14 protein-coding genes and 3 pseudogenes are annotated in these 16,920 nt (G+C 60.2%); 7 read left to right on the forward strand and 10 right to left on the reverse strand.

What is annotated here, in order from left to right:
• Positions 1-26: 26 nt before the first annotated feature.
• Positions 27-797 carry an inositol-phosphate phosphatase gene (gene suhB, locus ACQKP4_RS25745; RefSeq protein ID WP_427636742.1) on the forward strand — a complete coding sequence of 257 codons (771 nt, stop codon included), beginning with the start codon at positions 27-29 and terminating at the stop codon, positions 795-797.
• Between the two features lie 252 nt (positions 798-1,049).
• On the opposite strand, the gene ACQKP4_RS25750 is transcribed toward suhB, so the two are convergent.
• The 9 genes and pseudogenes from ACQKP4_RS25750 to lptF form a co-directional block, all read right to left on the reverse strand.
• Positions 1,050-1,598, reverse strand: a complete 549-nt coding sequence (locus tag ACQKP4_RS25750) for a glycine zipper 2TM domain-containing protein (protein WP_427636722.1) — start codon at positions 1,596-1,598, stop codon at positions 1,050-1,052.
• Positions 1,599-1,718: 120 nt separating this feature from the next.
• Positions 1,719-2,633 carry a protein translocase subunit SecF gene (gene secF, locus ACQKP4_RS25755; protein ID WP_427636724.1) on the reverse strand — a complete coding sequence of 305 codons (915 nt, stop codon included), beginning with the start codon at positions 2,631-2,633 and terminating at the stop codon, positions 1,719-1,721.
• Between the two features lie 9 nt (positions 2,634-2,642).
• The gene (secD, locus tag ACQKP4_RS25760; RefSeq protein WP_427636725.1) at positions 2,643-4,511 is read right to left on the reverse strand and encodes a protein translocase subunit SecD; all 1,869 of its coding nucleotides are present in this window, start codon (positions 4,509-4,511) and stop codon (positions 2,643-2,645) included.
• 63 nt (positions 4,512-4,574) lie between these two features.
• Positions 4,575-4,913, reverse strand: a complete 339-nt coding sequence (gene yajC / locus ACQKP4_RS25765) for a preprotein translocase subunit YajC (RefSeq protein ID WP_003185175.1) — start codon at positions 4,911-4,913, stop codon at positions 4,575-4,577.
• A gap of 43 nt (positions 4,914-4,956) precedes the next feature.
• Positions 4,957-5,031 (reverse strand): annotated as a pseudogene (locus ACQKP4_RS25770) (hypothetical protein); the annotation flags it as partial.
• A pseudogene (locus tag ACQKP4_RS25775) lies at positions 5,008-5,121 on the reverse strand (signal peptidase I); the annotation flags it as partial. The pseudogenes ACQKP4_RS25770 and ACQKP4_RS25775, both read right to left, overlap by 24 nt.
• A gap of 5 nt (positions 5,122-5,126) precedes the next feature.
• A complete protein-coding gene (gene lepA / locus ACQKP4_RS25780; protein WP_427636727.1) occupies positions 5,127-6,926 on the reverse strand; it encodes a translation elongation factor 4 in 1,800 nt (599 codons plus the stop codon).
• 171 nt (positions 6,927-7,097) lie between these two features.
• Positions 7,098-8,159: an LPS export ABC transporter permease LptG gene (gene lptG, locus ACQKP4_RS25785; protein ID WP_427636729.1), complete on the reverse strand. Its 1,062-nt coding sequence runs from the start codon at positions 8,157-8,159 to the stop codon at positions 7,098-7,100.
• On the reverse strand, positions 8,152-9,270 hold the full coding sequence (lptF, locus tag ACQKP4_RS25790; protein WP_427636730.1) for an LPS export ABC transporter permease LptF: 1,119 nt from the start codon (positions 9,268-9,270) through the stop codon (positions 8,152-8,154). Before lptF ends, lptG begins: the two co-directional genes overlap by 8 nt.
• 307 nt (positions 9,271-9,577) lie before the next feature.
• Here lptF and ACQKP4_RS25795 point away from each other — a divergent pair, with 307 nt between their 5' ends.
• From ACQKP4_RS25795 to rlmF, 5 genes are all read left to right on the forward strand, one after another.
• Entirely contained in the window at positions 9,578-11,068 is a 1,491-nt protein-coding gene (locus ACQKP4_RS25795; protein ID WP_427636731.1) for a leucyl aminopeptidase, read from the forward strand.
• 60 nt (positions 11,069-11,128) lie between these two features.
• Positions 11,129-11,557, forward strand: a complete 429-nt coding sequence (locus tag ACQKP4_RS25800; protein ID WP_427636732.1) for a DNA polymerase III subunit chi — start codon at positions 11,129-11,131, stop codon at positions 11,555-11,557.
• An 8-nt stretch (positions 11,558-11,565) separates the two neighbouring features.
• Positions 11,566-11,952 carry a DNA polymerase III subunit chi gene (locus ACQKP4_RS25805; protein WP_427636734.1) on the forward strand — a complete coding sequence of 129 codons (387 nt, stop codon included), beginning with the start codon at positions 11,566-11,568 and terminating at the stop codon, positions 11,950-11,952.
• Between the two features lie 318 nt (positions 11,953-12,270).
• Positions 12,271-15,117, forward strand: a complete 2,847-nt coding sequence (locus tag ACQKP4_RS25810) for a valine--tRNA ligase (protein WP_427636736.1) — start codon at positions 12,271-12,273, stop codon at positions 15,115-15,117.
• Positions 15,118-15,363: 246 nt separating this feature from the next.
• On the forward strand, positions 15,364-16,389 hold the full coding sequence (rlmF, locus tag ACQKP4_RS25815) for a 23S rRNA (adenine(1618)-N(6))-methyltransferase RlmF (RefSeq protein WP_427636738.1): 1,026 nt from the start codon (positions 15,364-15,366) through the stop codon (positions 16,387-16,389).
• Positions 16,390-16,579: 190 nt separating this feature from the next.
• On the opposite strand, the gene ACQKP4_RS25820 is transcribed toward rlmF, so the two are convergent.
• Positions 16,580-16,834 (reverse strand): HU family DNA-binding protein, encoded by a 255-nt coding sequence (locus ACQKP4_RS25820; protein WP_427636740.1) that lies wholly within the window; start codon positions 16,832-16,834, stop codon positions 16,580-16,582.
• Here ACQKP4_RS25820 and ACQKP4_RS25825 point away from each other — a divergent pair.
• A pseudogene (locus tag ACQKP4_RS25825) lies at positions 16,806-16,920 on the forward strand (hypothetical protein); the annotation flags it as partial. The gene ACQKP4_RS25820 and the pseudogene ACQKP4_RS25825 sit on opposite strands and share 29 nt — an antisense overlap.

The following is a 16,920-nucleotide window of genomic DNA, read 5'->3' on the forward strand; positions in this document are numbered from 1 at the left end:
TTGGCTTCACGCCGTCCGGCCAGCCGATGGCCGGGGCGATATTCACCGTCGGCCTGGATACCATCAAGGTCGACGAAAAAGACGCCAAGGATTACGTATCCGAGGTGGATCGCGCCGCCGAACAGAAAATCATCGATGCCCTGCGCAAGGCTTACCCGAATCACTCGATCCGCGGTGAAGAGACCGGCCTGCACGCCGGCAACGGGATCGAAGGCGAAGAATACCTGTGGATCATCGACCCACTGGACGGCACCACCAACTTCCTGCGCGGCATTCCTCACTTCGCTGTCAGCATTGCCTGCAAATACCGTGGTCGCCTGGAACACGCGGTTGTTCTGGACCCGGTTCGCCAGGAAGAATTCACCGCCAGCCGTGGTCGCGGCGCTCAACTGAACGGTCGGCGCCTGCGCGTAAGCGGTCGCACCAGCCTCGACGGCGCGTTGCTTGGCACTGGTTTTCCGTTCCGTGACGACCAGATGGACAATCTCGACAACTACCTGGGCATGTTCCGCGCCTTGGTTGGCCAGACTGCCGGCATCCGCCGCGCCGGTTCGGCGAGCCTGGACCTGGCCTACGTCGCCGCCGGTCGTTTCGACGCGTTCTGGGAGTCGGGCCTGTCCGAGTGGGACATGGCGGCAGGCGCCCTGCTGATCCAGGAAGCTGGCGGCCTGGTGAGCGACTTCACCGGCGGTCACGACTTCCTTGAGAAAGGCCACATCGTTGCCGGCAACACCAAATGCTTCAAGGCAGTGCTGACGGCGATCCAGCCGCACCTGCCGGCTTCGCTGAAACGCTAAGCGAACAGCTACAAAAAAAGCACCCTTCGGGGTGCTTTTTTATGCCTGGGATTCAGCCCCAAGAACACCGCAAATCCCCTGTGGGAGCGGGCTTGCTCGCGAAAGCTGTTTATCAGTCGGCATATAGGCTGGATGACAGAAATTCGCGAGCAAGCCCGCTCCCACAGGGGGCTATGTGTGGTGATGCGAATATCGCGAGCATAAAAAAAGCACCCAATCGGGTGCTTCTTTTTGATTCTCGCAATCAGCGCATCACTGCCCCGGCTGGGCCTGCGACAAAACCAGTTTGCCTTCCTTGTCGACCGGAATCTGGTTGCCCGGATCACGATCCATCCGCACCTTGCCTTCCTTGCCGTCCAGCGAATAACGGACGTCGTATCCAACAACCTTGTCGCTGATGTCGTTCACGGTGTTACAGCGAGTCTGGGTCGTGGTGTAGGTATCGCGGTTCTGCATGCCTTCCTGAACCTTGTTGCCGGCATAACCGCCACCCACCGCGCCCGCAACCGTGGCGATCTTCTTGCCATTACCGCCGCCAATCTGGTTGCCGAGCAAACCACCGCCTACCGCACCCAGGACCGTGCCGAGAATCTGGTGTTGATCCTTGACCGGCGCCTGCCGCGTCACGGCGACATCCTTGCACACCTCACGTGGGGTTTTGATCTGTGTCTTGACCGGTTCAACGGCAAGTACTTGCGCATACTCAGGGCCGCTTTTAACCAGGCTGTAGGTGGCAACAGCGCCCCCGGCAGTCACACCGACAGCACCCAATACCGCACCAACCAGCAACGACTTGTTCACATGAACCTCCTGACCATCACATGCGGGACATGCCCGCGCTTCTCCCAGCCTTGGAGCATAAAAAAAGGCGCGAGTTCAACTCGCGCCTTTTTGGGCTGACAGCTGGAAAAGCGATGGCCGTTATGGACGGTCGTCGACTTCCTTCTCGGTGGCCGCTGGAGGAATAAGATCCTCCGTGCTCAGGTTCAGCCAGATCAACACCACGTTCGCGATGTAGATCGACGAGTAAGTACCCGCCAGAACACCGATGAACAGGGCAATGGAGAAGCCGAACAGGTTGTCGCCGCCGAAGAACAGCAGTGCCGAGATCGCCAGCAAGGTCGAGATCGACGTCGCCATGGTCCGCAGCAGGGTTTGCGTGGTCGAGATGTTGATATTCTCGATCAGCGTGGCCTTGCGCAGGACCCGGAAGTTCTCACGAACCCGGTCGAATACCACGATGGTGTCGTTGAGCGAGTAACCGATGATCGCCAGCACCGCCGCCAGCACCGTCAGGTCGAAGGTGATCTGGAAGAACGACAGGATACCGATGGTCACGATCACGTCGTGGATCAAGGATACGATCGCACCGACGGCGAACTTCCACTGAAAGCGGAACGCCAGGTAGATCAGGATGCCGCCCAGCGCCATGAGCATGCCGAGGCCGCCCTGGTCGCGCAGCTCCTCACCGACCTGCGGGCCGACGAACTCGACACGCTTGACCGTCGCCGGGTTGTCGCCGCCGACCTTCAGCAGCGCTTCGGCTACCTGGTGACCCAGTTGCGGGTCTTCGCCAGGCATGCGCACCAGCAGGTCGGTGGTTGCACCGAAGCTCTGCACGATGGCTTCGTGGTAACCCGACTCAGAGAGTTGGGTGCGCACCTTGGACACATCGGCCGGACGCTCGTAGGTCAGCTCGATGAGCGTACCGCCGGTGAAGTCCAGGCCCCAGTTCATGCCCTTGTGCCAGCAACTGAACAGTGCCAGCGCGGTAAGGAACAATGTGACGCCGAACGCGAAGTTGCGAACGCCCATGAAGTTGATTGTACGTAACATGGCAGCCCCTTAAATCCACAACTTCTTGAAGTCACGACCGCCGAAGATCAGGTTGACCATCGCGCGGGTCACCATGATGGCCGTGAACATCGAGGTAAAGATCCCGAGGGACATGGTCACTGCGAAGCCTTTGACCGGGCCGGTGCCCATCGCAAAGAGAATCCCGCCGACCAGCAATGTTGTCAGGTTGGCGTCGAGAATCGCGGTGAATGCCCGGCCGAAGCCTTCGTTGATTGCCCGTTGTACGGTCATGCCCGCCGCAATCTCTTCGCGAATCCGCGAGAAGATCAGTACGTTGGCGTCGACCGCCATACCCATGGTCAATACGATACCGGCGATACCCGGCAGGGTCAGCGTCGCACCCAGCAGCGACATCAAGGCCAGCAGCAGCACCATGTTCACCGCCAGTGCGACGGTGGCGATGATGCCGAAGAAGCGGTAGATGGCGATGATGAACAGCGAGACAAACAGCATGCCCCACAGCGATGCATCGATACCCTTGGTGATGTTGTCGGCACCCAGGCTCGGGCCAATGGTGCGCTCTTCAGCGAAGTACATTGGCGCCGCCAGACCACCGGCACGCAACAGCAGCGCCAGTTCGGAGGACTCGCCCTGGCCGTTCAGGCCAGTGATGCGGAATTGAGCACCCAGCGGCGACTGAATGGTCGCCAGGCTGATGATCTTCTTCTCTTCCTTGAACGTTTGAACCGGCACATCTTTTTCGACGCCATCAACCACTTGCTTGACGTAAGTGGTGACCGGACGTTGCTCGATGAAGATCACCGCCATGCTGCGACCGACGTTGCTGCGGGTCGCACGACTCATCAGCTCGCCGCCGTGACCATCCAGACGGATGTTCACTTCCGGCGTGCCGTGCTCGCCGAAGCCAGCCTTGGCGTCAGTCACCTGGTCGCCGGTGATGATCAGGCCACGCTCGATCTGTGCCGGTGGACGCTTGCCTTCACGGAACTCGAAGGTTTCGGAGGTGGCTTTCGAAGCACCTGGCTCTGCCGCCAGACGGAACTCAAGGTTGGCCGTCTTGCCGAGGATACGCTTGGCTTCTGCGGTGTCCTGTACGCCTGGCAGTTCAACCACGATGCGATTGGCACCCTGACGCTGAACAATCGGCTCGGCAACACCCAGCTCGTTGACGCGGTTGCGGACCGTGGTCAAGTTCTGCTTGATGGAGTATTCACGGATTTCCGCCAGCTTGGCCGGGGTCATCGCCAGACGCAGCACCGGCTGACCATTCAGGTCGGCGGGAACAATGTCGAAATCGTTGAAGTTCTTGCGGACCAGCGCACGGGCCTGTTCGCGGGTTGCTTCGTCAGCGAAGCCCAGCTGAATGGCACCGTTGAGTTGCGGCAGGCTGCGATAGCGCAGTTTCTCTTTACGCAACAGGCTTTTGACGTCGCCTTCGTAGACTTTCAGGCGGGCGTCGAGGGCTTTGTCCATGTCCACTTCGAGCAGGAAGTGCACACCACCGGACAAGTCCAGACCCAGCTTCATCGGGTGCGCGCCAAGGCTGCGCAGCCATTGCGGGGTGGTTTGTGCCAGGTTCAGTGCAACGACGTAGTCATCGCCCAGCGCCTTGCGCACAACGTCTTTGGCTGGCAACTGATCTTCAGCCTTGGTCAAACGAATCAGACCGCCCTTGCCGTTGGCCGACAACGTGGCTGCCTTGACGTTGATCCCGGATTCCTTGAGCGCAGTGCTCACGCGATCCAGATCAGCCTGATTGACCAACAGTGCAGTGCTTGCACCGCTGACCTGAATGGCCGGGTCATCAGGATAAAGATTGGGAGCGGAATAAATCAGACCGACCGCCAGCACCGCCAGGATCAGAATGTATTTCCACAGAGGGTATTTGTTCAGCATCACGCCGCCCGCTTATGACGCGGGGCGCCTTGCGCGCCCCGTCGATTGAGTAGAAGTTGAAACTTAGATCGCTTTCAGCGTGCCTTTTGGCAGCGTGGCGGCAATGGCGCCTTTCTGGAATTTCATTTCGACGGTGTCGGAAACTTCCAGCACCACGAAATCGTCAGCCACTTTAGTGATCTTGCCGGCGATACCACCGGTGGTTACAACTTCGTCGCCTTTCTGCAGGCTACCCAGCAGGTTCTTCTGCTCTTTGGCGCGCTTGGCCTGTGGACGCCAGATCATCAAGTAGAAGATGACCAGGAAACCCACCAGGAAAATCCACTCGAAACCGCCACCCATTGGGCCGGCAGCTGCCGGTGCAGCAGCGTCAGCCATGGCATTAGAGATAAAAAAGCTCATTTAGCACTCCAGTTGCAAATGTTGAATCTTGGGGTCAGAAAACTCAGTCCAAAGGCGGAACAGGTAACCCGCGTTTGGCGTAGAAGGCATCGACAAAGGCGGCCAATGTACCCTGTTGCCGAGGCGCCAGGAACAGCAGATCGAGCAACGCCAAAAGGCCGCAGACGAACACGGCGATGACCAGCAACAGCGGGAAATTTAGTGACATAGGACCTAACTATCCAACCTGAGCACTGCAAGGAAGGCTTCTTGTGGAATTTCCACGTTGCCGACTTGCTTCATGCGTTTCTTACCGGCCTTTTGCTTTTCCAACAGCTTGCGCTTACGGCTAACGTCACCGCCGTAGCATTTGGCCAATACGTTCTTTCTGAGTGCCTTGACCGAGGTCCGCGCAATGATCTGCCCGCCAATGGCGGCCTGGATCGCGACGTCGAACATCTGGCGCGGAATCAGTTCTTTCATCTTCTCGGTCAACTGGCGACCTTTGTAGTGCGCGTTATCTCTGTGCACGATCAACGCCAGGGCGTCGACCTTGTCGCCGTTGATCAGCACATCCAGCTTCACCAGACTAGCCGACTGGTAACGATCGAAATGGTAGTCCAGCGAAGCATAGCCGCGACTGGTGGATTTCAGACGGTCAAAGAAGTCCAGGACCACTTCGTTCATCGGAATATCGTAGGTCACCTGGACCTGGGAGCCGAGGAACAGCATGTCGTGCTGCACGCCACGCTTCTCGATGCACAGGGTAATGACGTTGCCCAGGTGCTCTTGCGGCACAAGAATATTGGCCCGCACGATCGGCTCGCGCATGTCTTCGATCGACGACACATCCGGGAGCTTGGACGGGTTGTCGACGTAAATCGTTTCACCGGTCTTGAGCAACAGCTCGAAAATAACCGTCGGCGCCGTGGTGATCAGGTCCAGGTCGTACTCGCGCTCGAGGCGCTCCTGGATGATTTCCATGTGCAGCATGCCGAGGAACCCGCAACGGAAGCCGAAGCCCAACGCATCGGAGCTTTCCGGGGTGTATTGCAGGGACGAGTCGTTGAGCGTGAGCTTTTGCAGGGCTTCACGGAAATCTTCGAAGTCGTCGGAACTGACCGGGAAAAGACCGGCGTACACCTGCGGCTGGATGCGCTTGAAGCCTGGCAGCACGTCGACGTCAGGCGTCGAACTCAAGGTCAGGGTGTCACCGACCGGTGCACCGTGAATATCCTTGATGCTGGCGATGATGAAGCCCACTTCGCCAGCCTTGAGGTCAGCCGTCGGGGTGTGTTTCGGGTTGAACACACCGACGCTGTCCACCAGGTGGATCTTGCCGGTGGATTTAACCAGGATCTTGTCGCCCTTCTTCACGCGGCCATGACGCACGCGAACCAGGGACACAACGCCCAGGTAGTTGTCGAACCAGGAGTCGATGATCAACGCTTGCAGCGGGTCTTCGTAGTTGCCGGTCGGCGCAGGAATGGTGTGAACCAGGCGCTCGAGCACTTCGTCGACGCCCAGGCCGGTCTTGGCACTGCACTCGACCGCATCGGTGGCGTCGATGCCGATGATTTTCTCGATTTCTTCCTTGACGCGGTCCGGATCGGCCTGTGGCAGGTCGATCTTGTTCAGGACCGGCATGACTTCCAGGCCCTGCTCGATGGCCGTGTAGCAGTTGGCGACCGACTGCGCCTCAACGCCCTGACCGGCATCGACCACCAGCAACGCACCTTCACAGGCCGCCAGCGACCGGCTGACTTCATAGGTGAAGTCAACGTGGCCGGGGGTGTCGATGAAGTTCAGCTGGTACTTGATGCCGTCGCGAGCGGTGTAGTAAAGGGTGACGCTGTGGGCCTTGATGGTGATCCCGCGTTCACGCTCCAGGTCCATGGAATCCAGCACCTGGGCTTCCATTTCGCGCTCGGCAAGGCCGCCGCACATCTGGATGAATCGATCAGCCAGCGTCGACTTGCCATGGTCAATGTGGGCGATGATGGAGAAATTGCGGATATGACTCAAATCACTCACGGATCAACACTCAAAAAGGCTGCAGGCATAGCCCGCCGAAAAATAGCCGGGAATTGTACCTGATCCTCGGCGCAAGCGTCACGTTCGCAGGTCAGACGGCACCTACAAAAACGCCCCGGTCTGGCGACAGGGGCGTTTTGAATGACCGGCAACGTCAGGAAAACCCTGCGATCAACCGGCTCGACGCAACAGCCACACCCCGGCCAGGGCGCAAACGCCCGCCGGCACCAGCACCGCAAACAGCGGCGAGAAACCGAACACCAGGCTCGACGGGCCCAGCAAATCCTGGACGATGCGGAAGGTGAAGCCCACCAGCACGCCGGTAAACACCCGCTGACCGAGGGTCACCGAACGCAACGGGCCGAAAATGAACGAAATCGCCATCAATACCAGCGCGGCAGTTACCAGCGGCTGCAACACCTTGACCCAGAACGCCAGCCAATAGCGGCCGTTGCTCAGGCCCTGATCCGCCAGATAGTGGATGTAGCCCCACAAACCGCTGATCGACAGCGACTCGGGCGCCATCACTACCGTGCTCAACAACTGCGGGCTTAGGGCAATTTCCCAGCGTTCGACCGGAGCGGTGACGACTTCGGTGCTTTTTTCATGGAACAGCGTGGTCGTGACGTCGCTGAGCTGCCAGTGATCCTTGTCGAATTCGGCGCGCTTGGCGAAGCTCGCCGACAGCATGTGACGCTCCTTGTCGAAGCGATAACGGGTCACGCCGTACAGCAAACCGTTGGGTTGAACCGAGTTGACGTGAATGAACTCGTCACCCTGGCGGTGCCACAAACCGTGTTTGGCGCTCTGCGCATCACCGCTGCCCTGGGCCAGCGAGCGATTGGCCTGCGCGGTCACTTCGGTCGCCGGCGCCACGTACTCGCCGATCAACACACCGACCACCATCAGCACCAGCATCGGCTTCATCACCGCCCAGACGATCCGGCCAATCGACACACCGGCAGCGCGCATGATGGTCAGTTCACTGTTGCTGGCCAGACTGCCGAGACCGATCAGGCAACCGATCAGCGCCGCCATCGGCAGCATGTCGTACAGACGGCGGGGCGCAGTCAGCAGCACGTAGCTGAGAATGTCGACCATGGTGTAGGTATCGCTGGCTTCACTCATTTCATCGATGAAGGCAAACAACGTCGCCAGACCGAGAATGATCCCCAGCACCCCCAGAATCGCTACGAAAACGCTGCTACCGATGTAGCGATCCAGCTTAACCACGAGCCACCTCCAGCGCGTTGCGGCGACTCGCCATCTTCAAGCGTAACGGCTCCCAATACAGCAAGCCCAAGCCAATGGCCAGGAAGATTCCGTGGACCCACCACAAGCCCAGCGCCGGCGGGATCTTGCCTTTTTCGAGGGCGCCGCGAGCGGCAATCAGGATCGTCAGGTAAGCCATATAAAGAAGAATCGCCGGCAGCAGCTTGAGGAAACGGCCCTGACGCGGATTGACCCGCGCCAGCGGCACCGCCATCAGGGTCACGATGAAGACCAGCAATGGCAGGGACAGACGCCATTGCAACTCGGTGCGCGAGCGCAGGTCGTCGCTGCCGATCAGGGAACTGGTGGTCATCGCATCGCGGTCGGTGACTTCGTCGCTGACATCCGGCTTGGGCAGCAACACGCCGTACTCGTCGTACTTGATTGCACGGTAGTCGGCCTGCCCCGGGTTACCGTCGTAGCGATAGCCGTTGTCGAGAATCAGGTAACGGTTGCCGTCAGGGCGGATTTCCTGGCGACCCTTCTCGGCCACCAGCACGGAAATCCCGCGATCCTTGTTGTCCGACGCCGCATTTTTTTGCGAGATGAACACGCCGCCCAGGTTCACGCGATCATCGGTCAGCGTTTCGGTGTAGGTCACTCGCGTACCGTCACGCAGCGCCTGGAAACGGCCCGGTTCCAGGGTGTCGAATTCGGTCAGGGCGTCCTGTTTGTTCAGCAGCAACTGGAATTGATTGGCGCCTTGTGGCGCCAGGCTCAGGCTTAGCCAGGCCACCAGCAACGCCACCAGCGTGGCCGGAAAAAGGGTTATGGCGAACAGCCGCTGCTGACTCATGCCCGTGGCCGACAGCACGGTCATTTCGCTGTCGAGGTACAGGCGACCGTAGGCCAGCAGGATCCCGAGAAACAGGCCCAATGGCAGGATCAGCTGTAGAAAGCCTGGCAGACGAAAGCCCATGATCAGGAACAGGGAACCCGGATCGAGAAGGCCTGCGGCCGCTTGAGCGAGGTATTTGATGAAGCGACCGCTCATGATGATGACCAGCAACACGGCGCTCACGGCGCTCAAGGTCAACAGGACTTCGCGGGACAGATAACGGAAGACGATCAAACCAGACACTCCAGGGTTGTCAGGCTAAGGCGGCCAAACAAACAAACGTATCAGTCGGCCCGCAAGGCAGAGCCGCCGAAAAAGATGGCGCATTATCCTGTGATTGGGTGCGCCTGTCACTGCGCATGCTCAAGCGGGCACTTAATGCACGTTGAAGATCGTACAACCGAGGGTTGTCAGGCGCGGGCGGCGGGGTTCAAACTGCGCCCTTTGTCGCGGGCCGTGACCTGCGTCTTTCTATTTATAAGCAAGCGTCGGTGCGCCGCTGTTCATCCGCGCACGTTGACCATTATTCAGGGACCCGCACATGGAACTGGTTGTAAAAAGCGTTAGCCCGGAAACGTTGAAGACCGCCACGCTGGTGGTCACCGTTGGCGAAGGCCGCAAGCTCGGCGCCGCCGCCAGACAACTCGACGAACTGAGCGGCGGCGCGATCAGCGCTGTGCTCAAGCGCGGCGACCTGGCCGGCAAGGTCGGCCAGAGCCTGCTGCTGCACAGCCTGCCCAACCTCAAGGCTGAACGTGTTTTGCTGGTCGGCGTGGGCAAGGACGAAGAACTGGGCGACCGCCCGTTCCGCAAAATCGTTGCCGGCATCCTGAACACCCTTAAAGGCCTGGGCGGCACCGACGCCGTGCTGGCGCTGGACGAAGTCGTCGTCAAAGGCCGCGACAGCTACGGCAAGACCCGCCTGCTGGTCGAAACCCTGGTGGACGGCGAATACACCTTCGACCAGTTCAAGAGCCAGAAAGCCGAACCTCGCGCCCTGAAGAAAGTCACCTTGCTGACCATCAAGGCCGCGCAGGCAGAAGTCGAGCGCGCCGTGGCCCACGCCAGCGCTATCGCCAACGGCATGGCGTTCACCCGTAACCTGGGCAACCTGCCGCCGAACATCTGCCACCCGACGTTCCTTGGCGAACAAGCGAAGAGTCTGGGCAAAGAATTCAAAAGCCTGAAAGTCGAAGTCCTTGACGAGAAGAAAATCAAAGACCTCGGCATGGGCTCGTTCTACGCCGTCGGCCAAGGCAGCGCCCAGCCGCCGCGCCTGATCGTCATGCAATACAACGGTGGCAAGAAGTCCGAAAAGCCGTACGCACTGGTCGGCAAAGGCATCACCTTTGACACCGGCGGCATCAGCCTGAAACCGGGCGCCGGCATGGATGAAATGAAATACGACATGGGCGGCGCCGCCAGCGTATTCGGCACCCTGCGCGCCGTGCTCGAGCTGAAACTGCCGATCAACCTGGTGTGCATCCTCGCCTGTGCCGAGAACATGCCGAGCGGCAATGCCTCGCGTCCTGGCGACATCGTCACCACCATGAGCGGCCAGACCGTGGAAATCCTCAACACCGACGCCGAAGGCCGTCTGGTGCTGTGCGATGCCCTGACCTACTCCGAGCGCTTCAAGCCGCAAGCCGTCATCGACATCGCAACCCTGACCGGCGCTTGCGTCGTCGCGCTGGGTGCTCACACCTCCGGCCTGCTGGGTAACAACGACGAGCTGATCGGCCAACTGCTGAGCGCCGGCAAGACGGCCGACGACCGCGCCTGGCAACTGCCGCTGTTCGATGAGTATCAAGAGCAGCTCGACAGCCCGTTCGCCGACATCGCCAACATTGGCGGCCCGAAAGCCGGCACCATCACCGCCGCGTGCTTCCTGTCGCGCTTCACCAAGAACCTCAACTGGGCGCACCTGGACATCGCCGGCACCGCCTGGACCAGCGGCGGCAAGGACAAGGGCGCCACTGGCCGTCCGGTTCCATTGCTGACCCAATACCTGCTGGACCGCGCCAAAGCCTGAAACCGATGACCACGGGCGGCGTCACTTTCGGGTGACGCCGCGCCTGGTTCAGGAACCGCAATGACCAAAGTCGACTTTTATATCCTGCCCAGCGCCGACCCGTCCGCGCGGCTGGATTTCGCCTGCAAACTCACCGAAAAAGCCTGGCGCATGGGCCACCGCATCTACCTGCATTGCAGCGATAGCGCTCAACGCGAAGACCTGGAGGCCCGTTTGTGGGCGTTCAAGGGCGAAAGCTTTGTGCCGCACGGCCCTGCGGAAAGCGAACCTGAGGGTTTGATTGTGCTGGGGCTGGGTGATGACTGCGGCCAGCATCAGGATCTGCTGGTCAATCTCGACCTGAAAGTCCCGTCCTTTGCCAACAGATTCGCCCGCGTGGCGGAAGTGGTGGTGGAAGACCCAACGATTCGTGCCGCCGCGCGGGAGAGTTTCCGCTTCTACCGCGAACAGGGCTATCCTCTGCAAGACCACCGTTTACAGCGACTCTGAGCATTCCGATGGACACTCCGAAACCGCAACAGAAGTCCACGCACTTGCTGGACGACCTTGAGTCGATCCGCCAGTTGCTCGGCGATGACAACCTGCAACCACCGCTGCTGACCGACACGGTCATTGACGGGGATCAGGAACAGATTCCAATGCTGTTCGATAACGTTAGCGCAGCGCCGCAAACCGTCGAACCGACATCCCCCGCCCCTGCCGCGCAACCGGCAGCGGCAGCCAGCAAAGGCACCGACGCCCTGCTGCACCTGGACAGCGAACTGCGCGCCGCCGCGCAATTGATCATGCAAGACGTGATCGACGACTTCGCGCCGCACATCGAGACCGAAATCAAACGCCGCCTCGACGCGCGAATGGAACGCCTGCTCAGCCAATACGAGTAACCCCCTGTTCCCTGAGGAAGCCAGTAACCCCCTGCTCCTGTGGAAGCCAGCAACCCCCTATTGCCTATGGAAGCCAGCTTCCGTGGCGAGGGGGCTTGCCCCCGTTGGAGCGCGAAGCGGTCCCGCTTTTTCAATCAGTGACACCGCATACCCAGGCTTTGCGACTGCTTCGCAGCCGAACGGGGGCAAGCCCCCTCACCACAGGCCCGATCCCCACATTTTGATCTGCGCCCGGTCCGCCCCTGCTCGCCCTGCGTCCCATGCCCCGCTATACTCGTCGGCTTTTCCTGAATTACTGCCAATAGGGTCCCGCCGCGCATGGATAAGACCTACCAGCCGCACGCCATTGAAACTTCCTGGTACAACACCTGGGAGTCCGAGAATTACTTCGCCCCGCAAGGCGCGGGCGAGTCCTACACCATCATGATCCCGCCGCCGAACGTCACCGGCAGCCTGCACATGGGTCACGGCTTCAATAACGCGATCATGGACGCCCTGATCCGCTTCCGCCGCATGCAGGGTCGCAACACCCTGTGGCAGCCGGGCACCGACCACGCCGGTATCGCCACGCAAATGCTGGTGGAGCGTCAACTCGAAGCCAAAGGCCAGAGCCGTCACGACCTGGGCCGCGAGAAATTCCTTGAGAAAATCTGGGAATGGAAAGATGAGTCCGGCGGCAACATCAGCCGTCAGATCCGTCGCCTCGGTTCGTCCGTGGACTGGAGCCGCGAGCGCTTCACCATGGACGACGGCCTCTCGGAGTCGGTAAAAGAAGCCTTCGTGCGCCTGCATGAAGACGGCCTGATCTACCGTGGCAAGCGTCTGGTCAACTGGGACACCAAGTTGCACACGGCGATTTCCGACCTCGAAGTGGAAAACCACGACGAGAAAGGCTTCCTGTGGAACCTCAAGTACCCGCTGGCCGACGGCGCCAAGACCGCTGAAGGCAACGCTTACCTGATCGTCGCGACCACTCGCCCGGAAACCATGCTCGGCGACGCCGCCGTCGCGGTTAACCCGAACGATGAACGCTACAAAGCCCTGATCGGCAAGTTTGTCGAGCTGCCGCTGGTCGGCCGCCGCATCCCGATCATCGCCGACGATTACTGCGACCCCGAATTCGGCACCGGCTGCGTGAAAATCACCCCGGCCCACGATTTCAACGACTACGAAGTCGGCAAGCGCCACGCCCTGCCGCTGCTGAACATCTTCGACAAGAACGCCGCTGTATTGCCGGCCTGTCAGGTGTTCAACCTCGACGGCACGCTCAACGAAAGCATCGACGGCAAGATCCCGGCCGAATACGCCGGCCTCGACCGCTTCGAAGCGCGCAAGCAAATCGTTGCTGCGTTTGACACTGCCGGCCTGTTGGTCAGCGTTGACGATCACGCCCTGAAAGTACCGAAGGGCGACCGCTCGGGCACGATCATCGAGCCGTGGCTGACCGACCAGTGGTATGTGTCGACCAAGCCGTTGGCCGAGCCTGCGATTGCCGCCGTTGAAGACGGCCGCATCCAGTTTGTGCCGAAACAGTACGAAAACATGTACTTCTCGTGGATGCGCGACATCCAGGATTGGTGCATCAGCCGGCAACTGTGGTGGGGCCACCGGATTCCGGCCTGGTACGACGAGTCGGGCAAAGTCTACGTCGGTCGCGACGAAGCCGAAGTGCGTGCCAAGCACAACCTCGGCCCGGACGTTGCGCTGCAACAGGACAACGACGTTCTGGACACCTGGTTCAGTTCGGGCCTGTGGACTTTCTCCACGCTTGGCTGGCCAGAGCAGACCGAATTCCTCAAGAAATTCCACTCCACCGACGTGCTGGTCACCGGCTTCGACATCATTTTCTTCTGGGTTGCCCGGATGATCATGCTCACCATGCATTTGGTGAAGAACGAAGACGGCACGCCGCAGGTTCCGTTCAAGACCGTTTATGTGCACGGTCTGGTGCGTGATGGCCTGGGCCAGAAGATGTCCAAGTCCAAGGGCAACGTCCTGGATCCGCTGGACATCATCGACGGTATCGAGCTGGAAGACCTGGTGCACAAACGCATCAACGGCCTGATGCAGCCGAAACTGGCGAAGAAGATCGAGAAGCAGACCCGCGACGAGTTCGCCGACGGCATCGCCAGCTACGGCACCGACGCCCTGCGCTTCACCTTCTGCTCGCTGGCGTCCACCGGTCGCGACATCAAGTTCGACATGGGCCGCGTCGAAGGCTATCGCAACTTCTGCAACAAGATCTGGAACGCCGCGCGTTACGTGCTGGACAAGGGCGAAGACTGCGGTCAGAACGGCGAAGCCTGCGAACTGTCGCTGGCGGATCGCTGGATCATCTCGCAACTGCAACGCACCGAAGCCGAAGTGACCCGTCAACTCGACCAGTTCCGTTTCGACCTGGCGGCACAAGCCTTGTACGAGTTCATCTGGAACCAGTACTGCGACTGGTACCTGGAACTGTCCAAGCCTGTGCTGTGGGACGAAAACGCTCCGGTTGAGCGTCAGCGCGGTACTCGCCGTACGCTGGTGCGGGTGCTGGAAGTCGCATTGCGCCTGGCGCACCCGTTCATGCCGTTCATCACCGAAGAAATCTGGCAGCGCATCGCGCCGCTGGCCGGCATCGACGGCAAGACGATCATGCTGCAACCGTGGCCCGTGGCCAACGAAGAGCGCATCGATCCGGCGGCCGAAGAGGACATCGAGTGGCTGAAGACATTGATGCTCGGTACGCGCAACATTCGCGCCGAGATGAACATCGGTCCCGGCAAACCGCTGAACCTGTTCCTGAAAAACGTCAGCGCCGAAGACCAGCGTCGTCTCACCGAGAACGAAGCCTTGCTGAAGAAGCTGGCTCGCCTCGAGTCAATCACCGTACTGGCTGCCGGCGAAGAAGCACCGCTGTCCGCCACCGCGCTGGTCGGCGAGATGGAAGTGCTGGTGCCGATGGCCGGCCTGATCGACAAGGACGCAGAACTGGCGCGCCTGGACAAGGAAATCCTGCGTTTGCAGGGCGAAGTCCAGCGCGTGGGCGGCAAGCTGTCCAACGCCGGTTTCGTCGACAAGGCCCCGGCCGACGTCATCGACAAGGAACGCGCCAAACTGGCCGAAGCTGAACAGGCTTTGGGCAAACTGGCCGAGCAGCACGCGCGGATTGCCAGTTTGTAACGGCACCTCGCAATGAAACAGGGAGGCCCGCAACGGCCTCCCTTTTTTGTGCCTGCTGTGTTCTCCCAAACACCAAAAACCCCTGTGGGAGCGGGCTCGCTCGCGAAGGCGTCGTGTCAGTTGACTTCAATTTTCGCTGACCCACCGCTTTCGCGAGCAAGCCCGCTCCCACAGGGATTGCGTTCCCGGCGGCCGGATGTGGGACAATGCCCGCCACTTTCAGCCATACCCGAATCGACCACGCCCATGAACGCCCCTCGCACACCCCGCCCTGCGCGCAAGAAGCCTGATTCCGCCACCCCGGCCAAAGTCGTGGAGCCGCGTGAGAAGGCCAGCCTGCACCCGCGCAATCGCCACCAGGGTCGTTACGACTTCCCGGCGCTGATCAAAACCACGCCAGAACTGGCGAAGTTCGTGATCATCAATCCGTATGGCAAGGAAAGCATCGACTTCGCCAGCCCGGACGCGGTGCGCGTGTTCAACCGGGCGCTGCTCAAGTCGTTCTATGGCATCGCTCATTGGGACATTCCAGCCGACTATCTGTGCCCACCGGTACCGGGGCGCGCCGATTACGTGCATTTCCTCGCCGACCTGCTGGCCAGCGTCAACGACGGCGAAATCCCGCGCGGCGCGCCGGTCAAGGTGCTCGACATCGGCATGGGCGCCAACTGCGTCTACCCGTTGATCGGCTACAGCGACTACCGCTGGCACTTCCTCGGTTCGGAAATCGACCCGACGGCGGTGGCTGCGGCCAAAGCCATCGTGCAATCAAACGGGCTGAACAAAGCCATCCAGCTGCGCCAGCAGAGTAATCCCAAACACATCCTGCTGGGCCTGCTTGAACCAGGCGAACGTTTCGACCTGACCATGTGCAACCCGCCGTTCCACGCCTCGATGGACGAAGCGACCAAAGGCAGCGAGCGGAAATGGCGCGCCTTGGGCCGTGCCGATCCGAAACGCAAACTGCCGGTGCTGAACTTCGGCGGTCAATCGGCCGAATTGTGGTGTGAAGGTGGCGAAGCCCGGTTCGTGACGCAACTGATCGCCGAGAGTGCGAGTTTCCAGCACAAAGTGCTGTGGTTCAGCACCCTGGTGTCGAAAGCGTCGAACCTGCCAGCCATCCAGACCGCGCTGAAAAAGGCGGGCGTGCTGGAAAGCCAGGTGGTGGAGATGTCCCAGGGCCAGAAACAAAGCCGCTTCGTTGCCTGGACCTTCCAGACCAAGTCCGAGCAGCAGGTGTGGCGCGAGCGTTGGGTTCGCAAGGGTAACTGAGCCACGCAGCTTGAAAATGTGGGAGCGGGCTTGCTCGCGAAAGCGGTTGTTCATTCAACATTGATGTTGATTGACACGACGCCTTCGCGAGCAAGCTCGCTCCCACATTGGTATAGCGGTGCTGGGGGAATCGCAGACACAAAAAAACCGTGCCCGGATGACTCCGGAGCACGGTTTTTTTTAACAAGTCTTACTTGTTAACAGCGTCGGTCAGGCCTTTGGCCACAACCAGCTTGATAACTTTCTTGGCAGCGATTTCGATGGCAGCGCCAGTCGAAGGGTTGCGACCGGTACGGGCAGGACGCTCAGTCACTTTCAGTTTGCCGATACCTGGCAGAGTGATTTCGCCGCCGTTTTCCAGCTGATCGGCAACGATTTGGCCCAGTTGGTCCAGAGCGTTACGCGCGGTGGTTTTTGGCGCGTCGATAGCTTCAGCCCTGCTCAAGCCAGCCCTGGCCCGTGGCGAGTTGCGCACCATCGCGGCGACCACTTGGGCCGAGTACAAAAAATATTTCGAAAAAGACCCGGCCC

Source organism: Pseudomonas sp. NPDC086278, assembly GCF_050280905.1.
Classification (GTDB): Bacteria; Pseudomonadota; Gammaproteobacteria; order Pseudomonadales; family Pseudomonadaceae; genus Aquipseudomonas.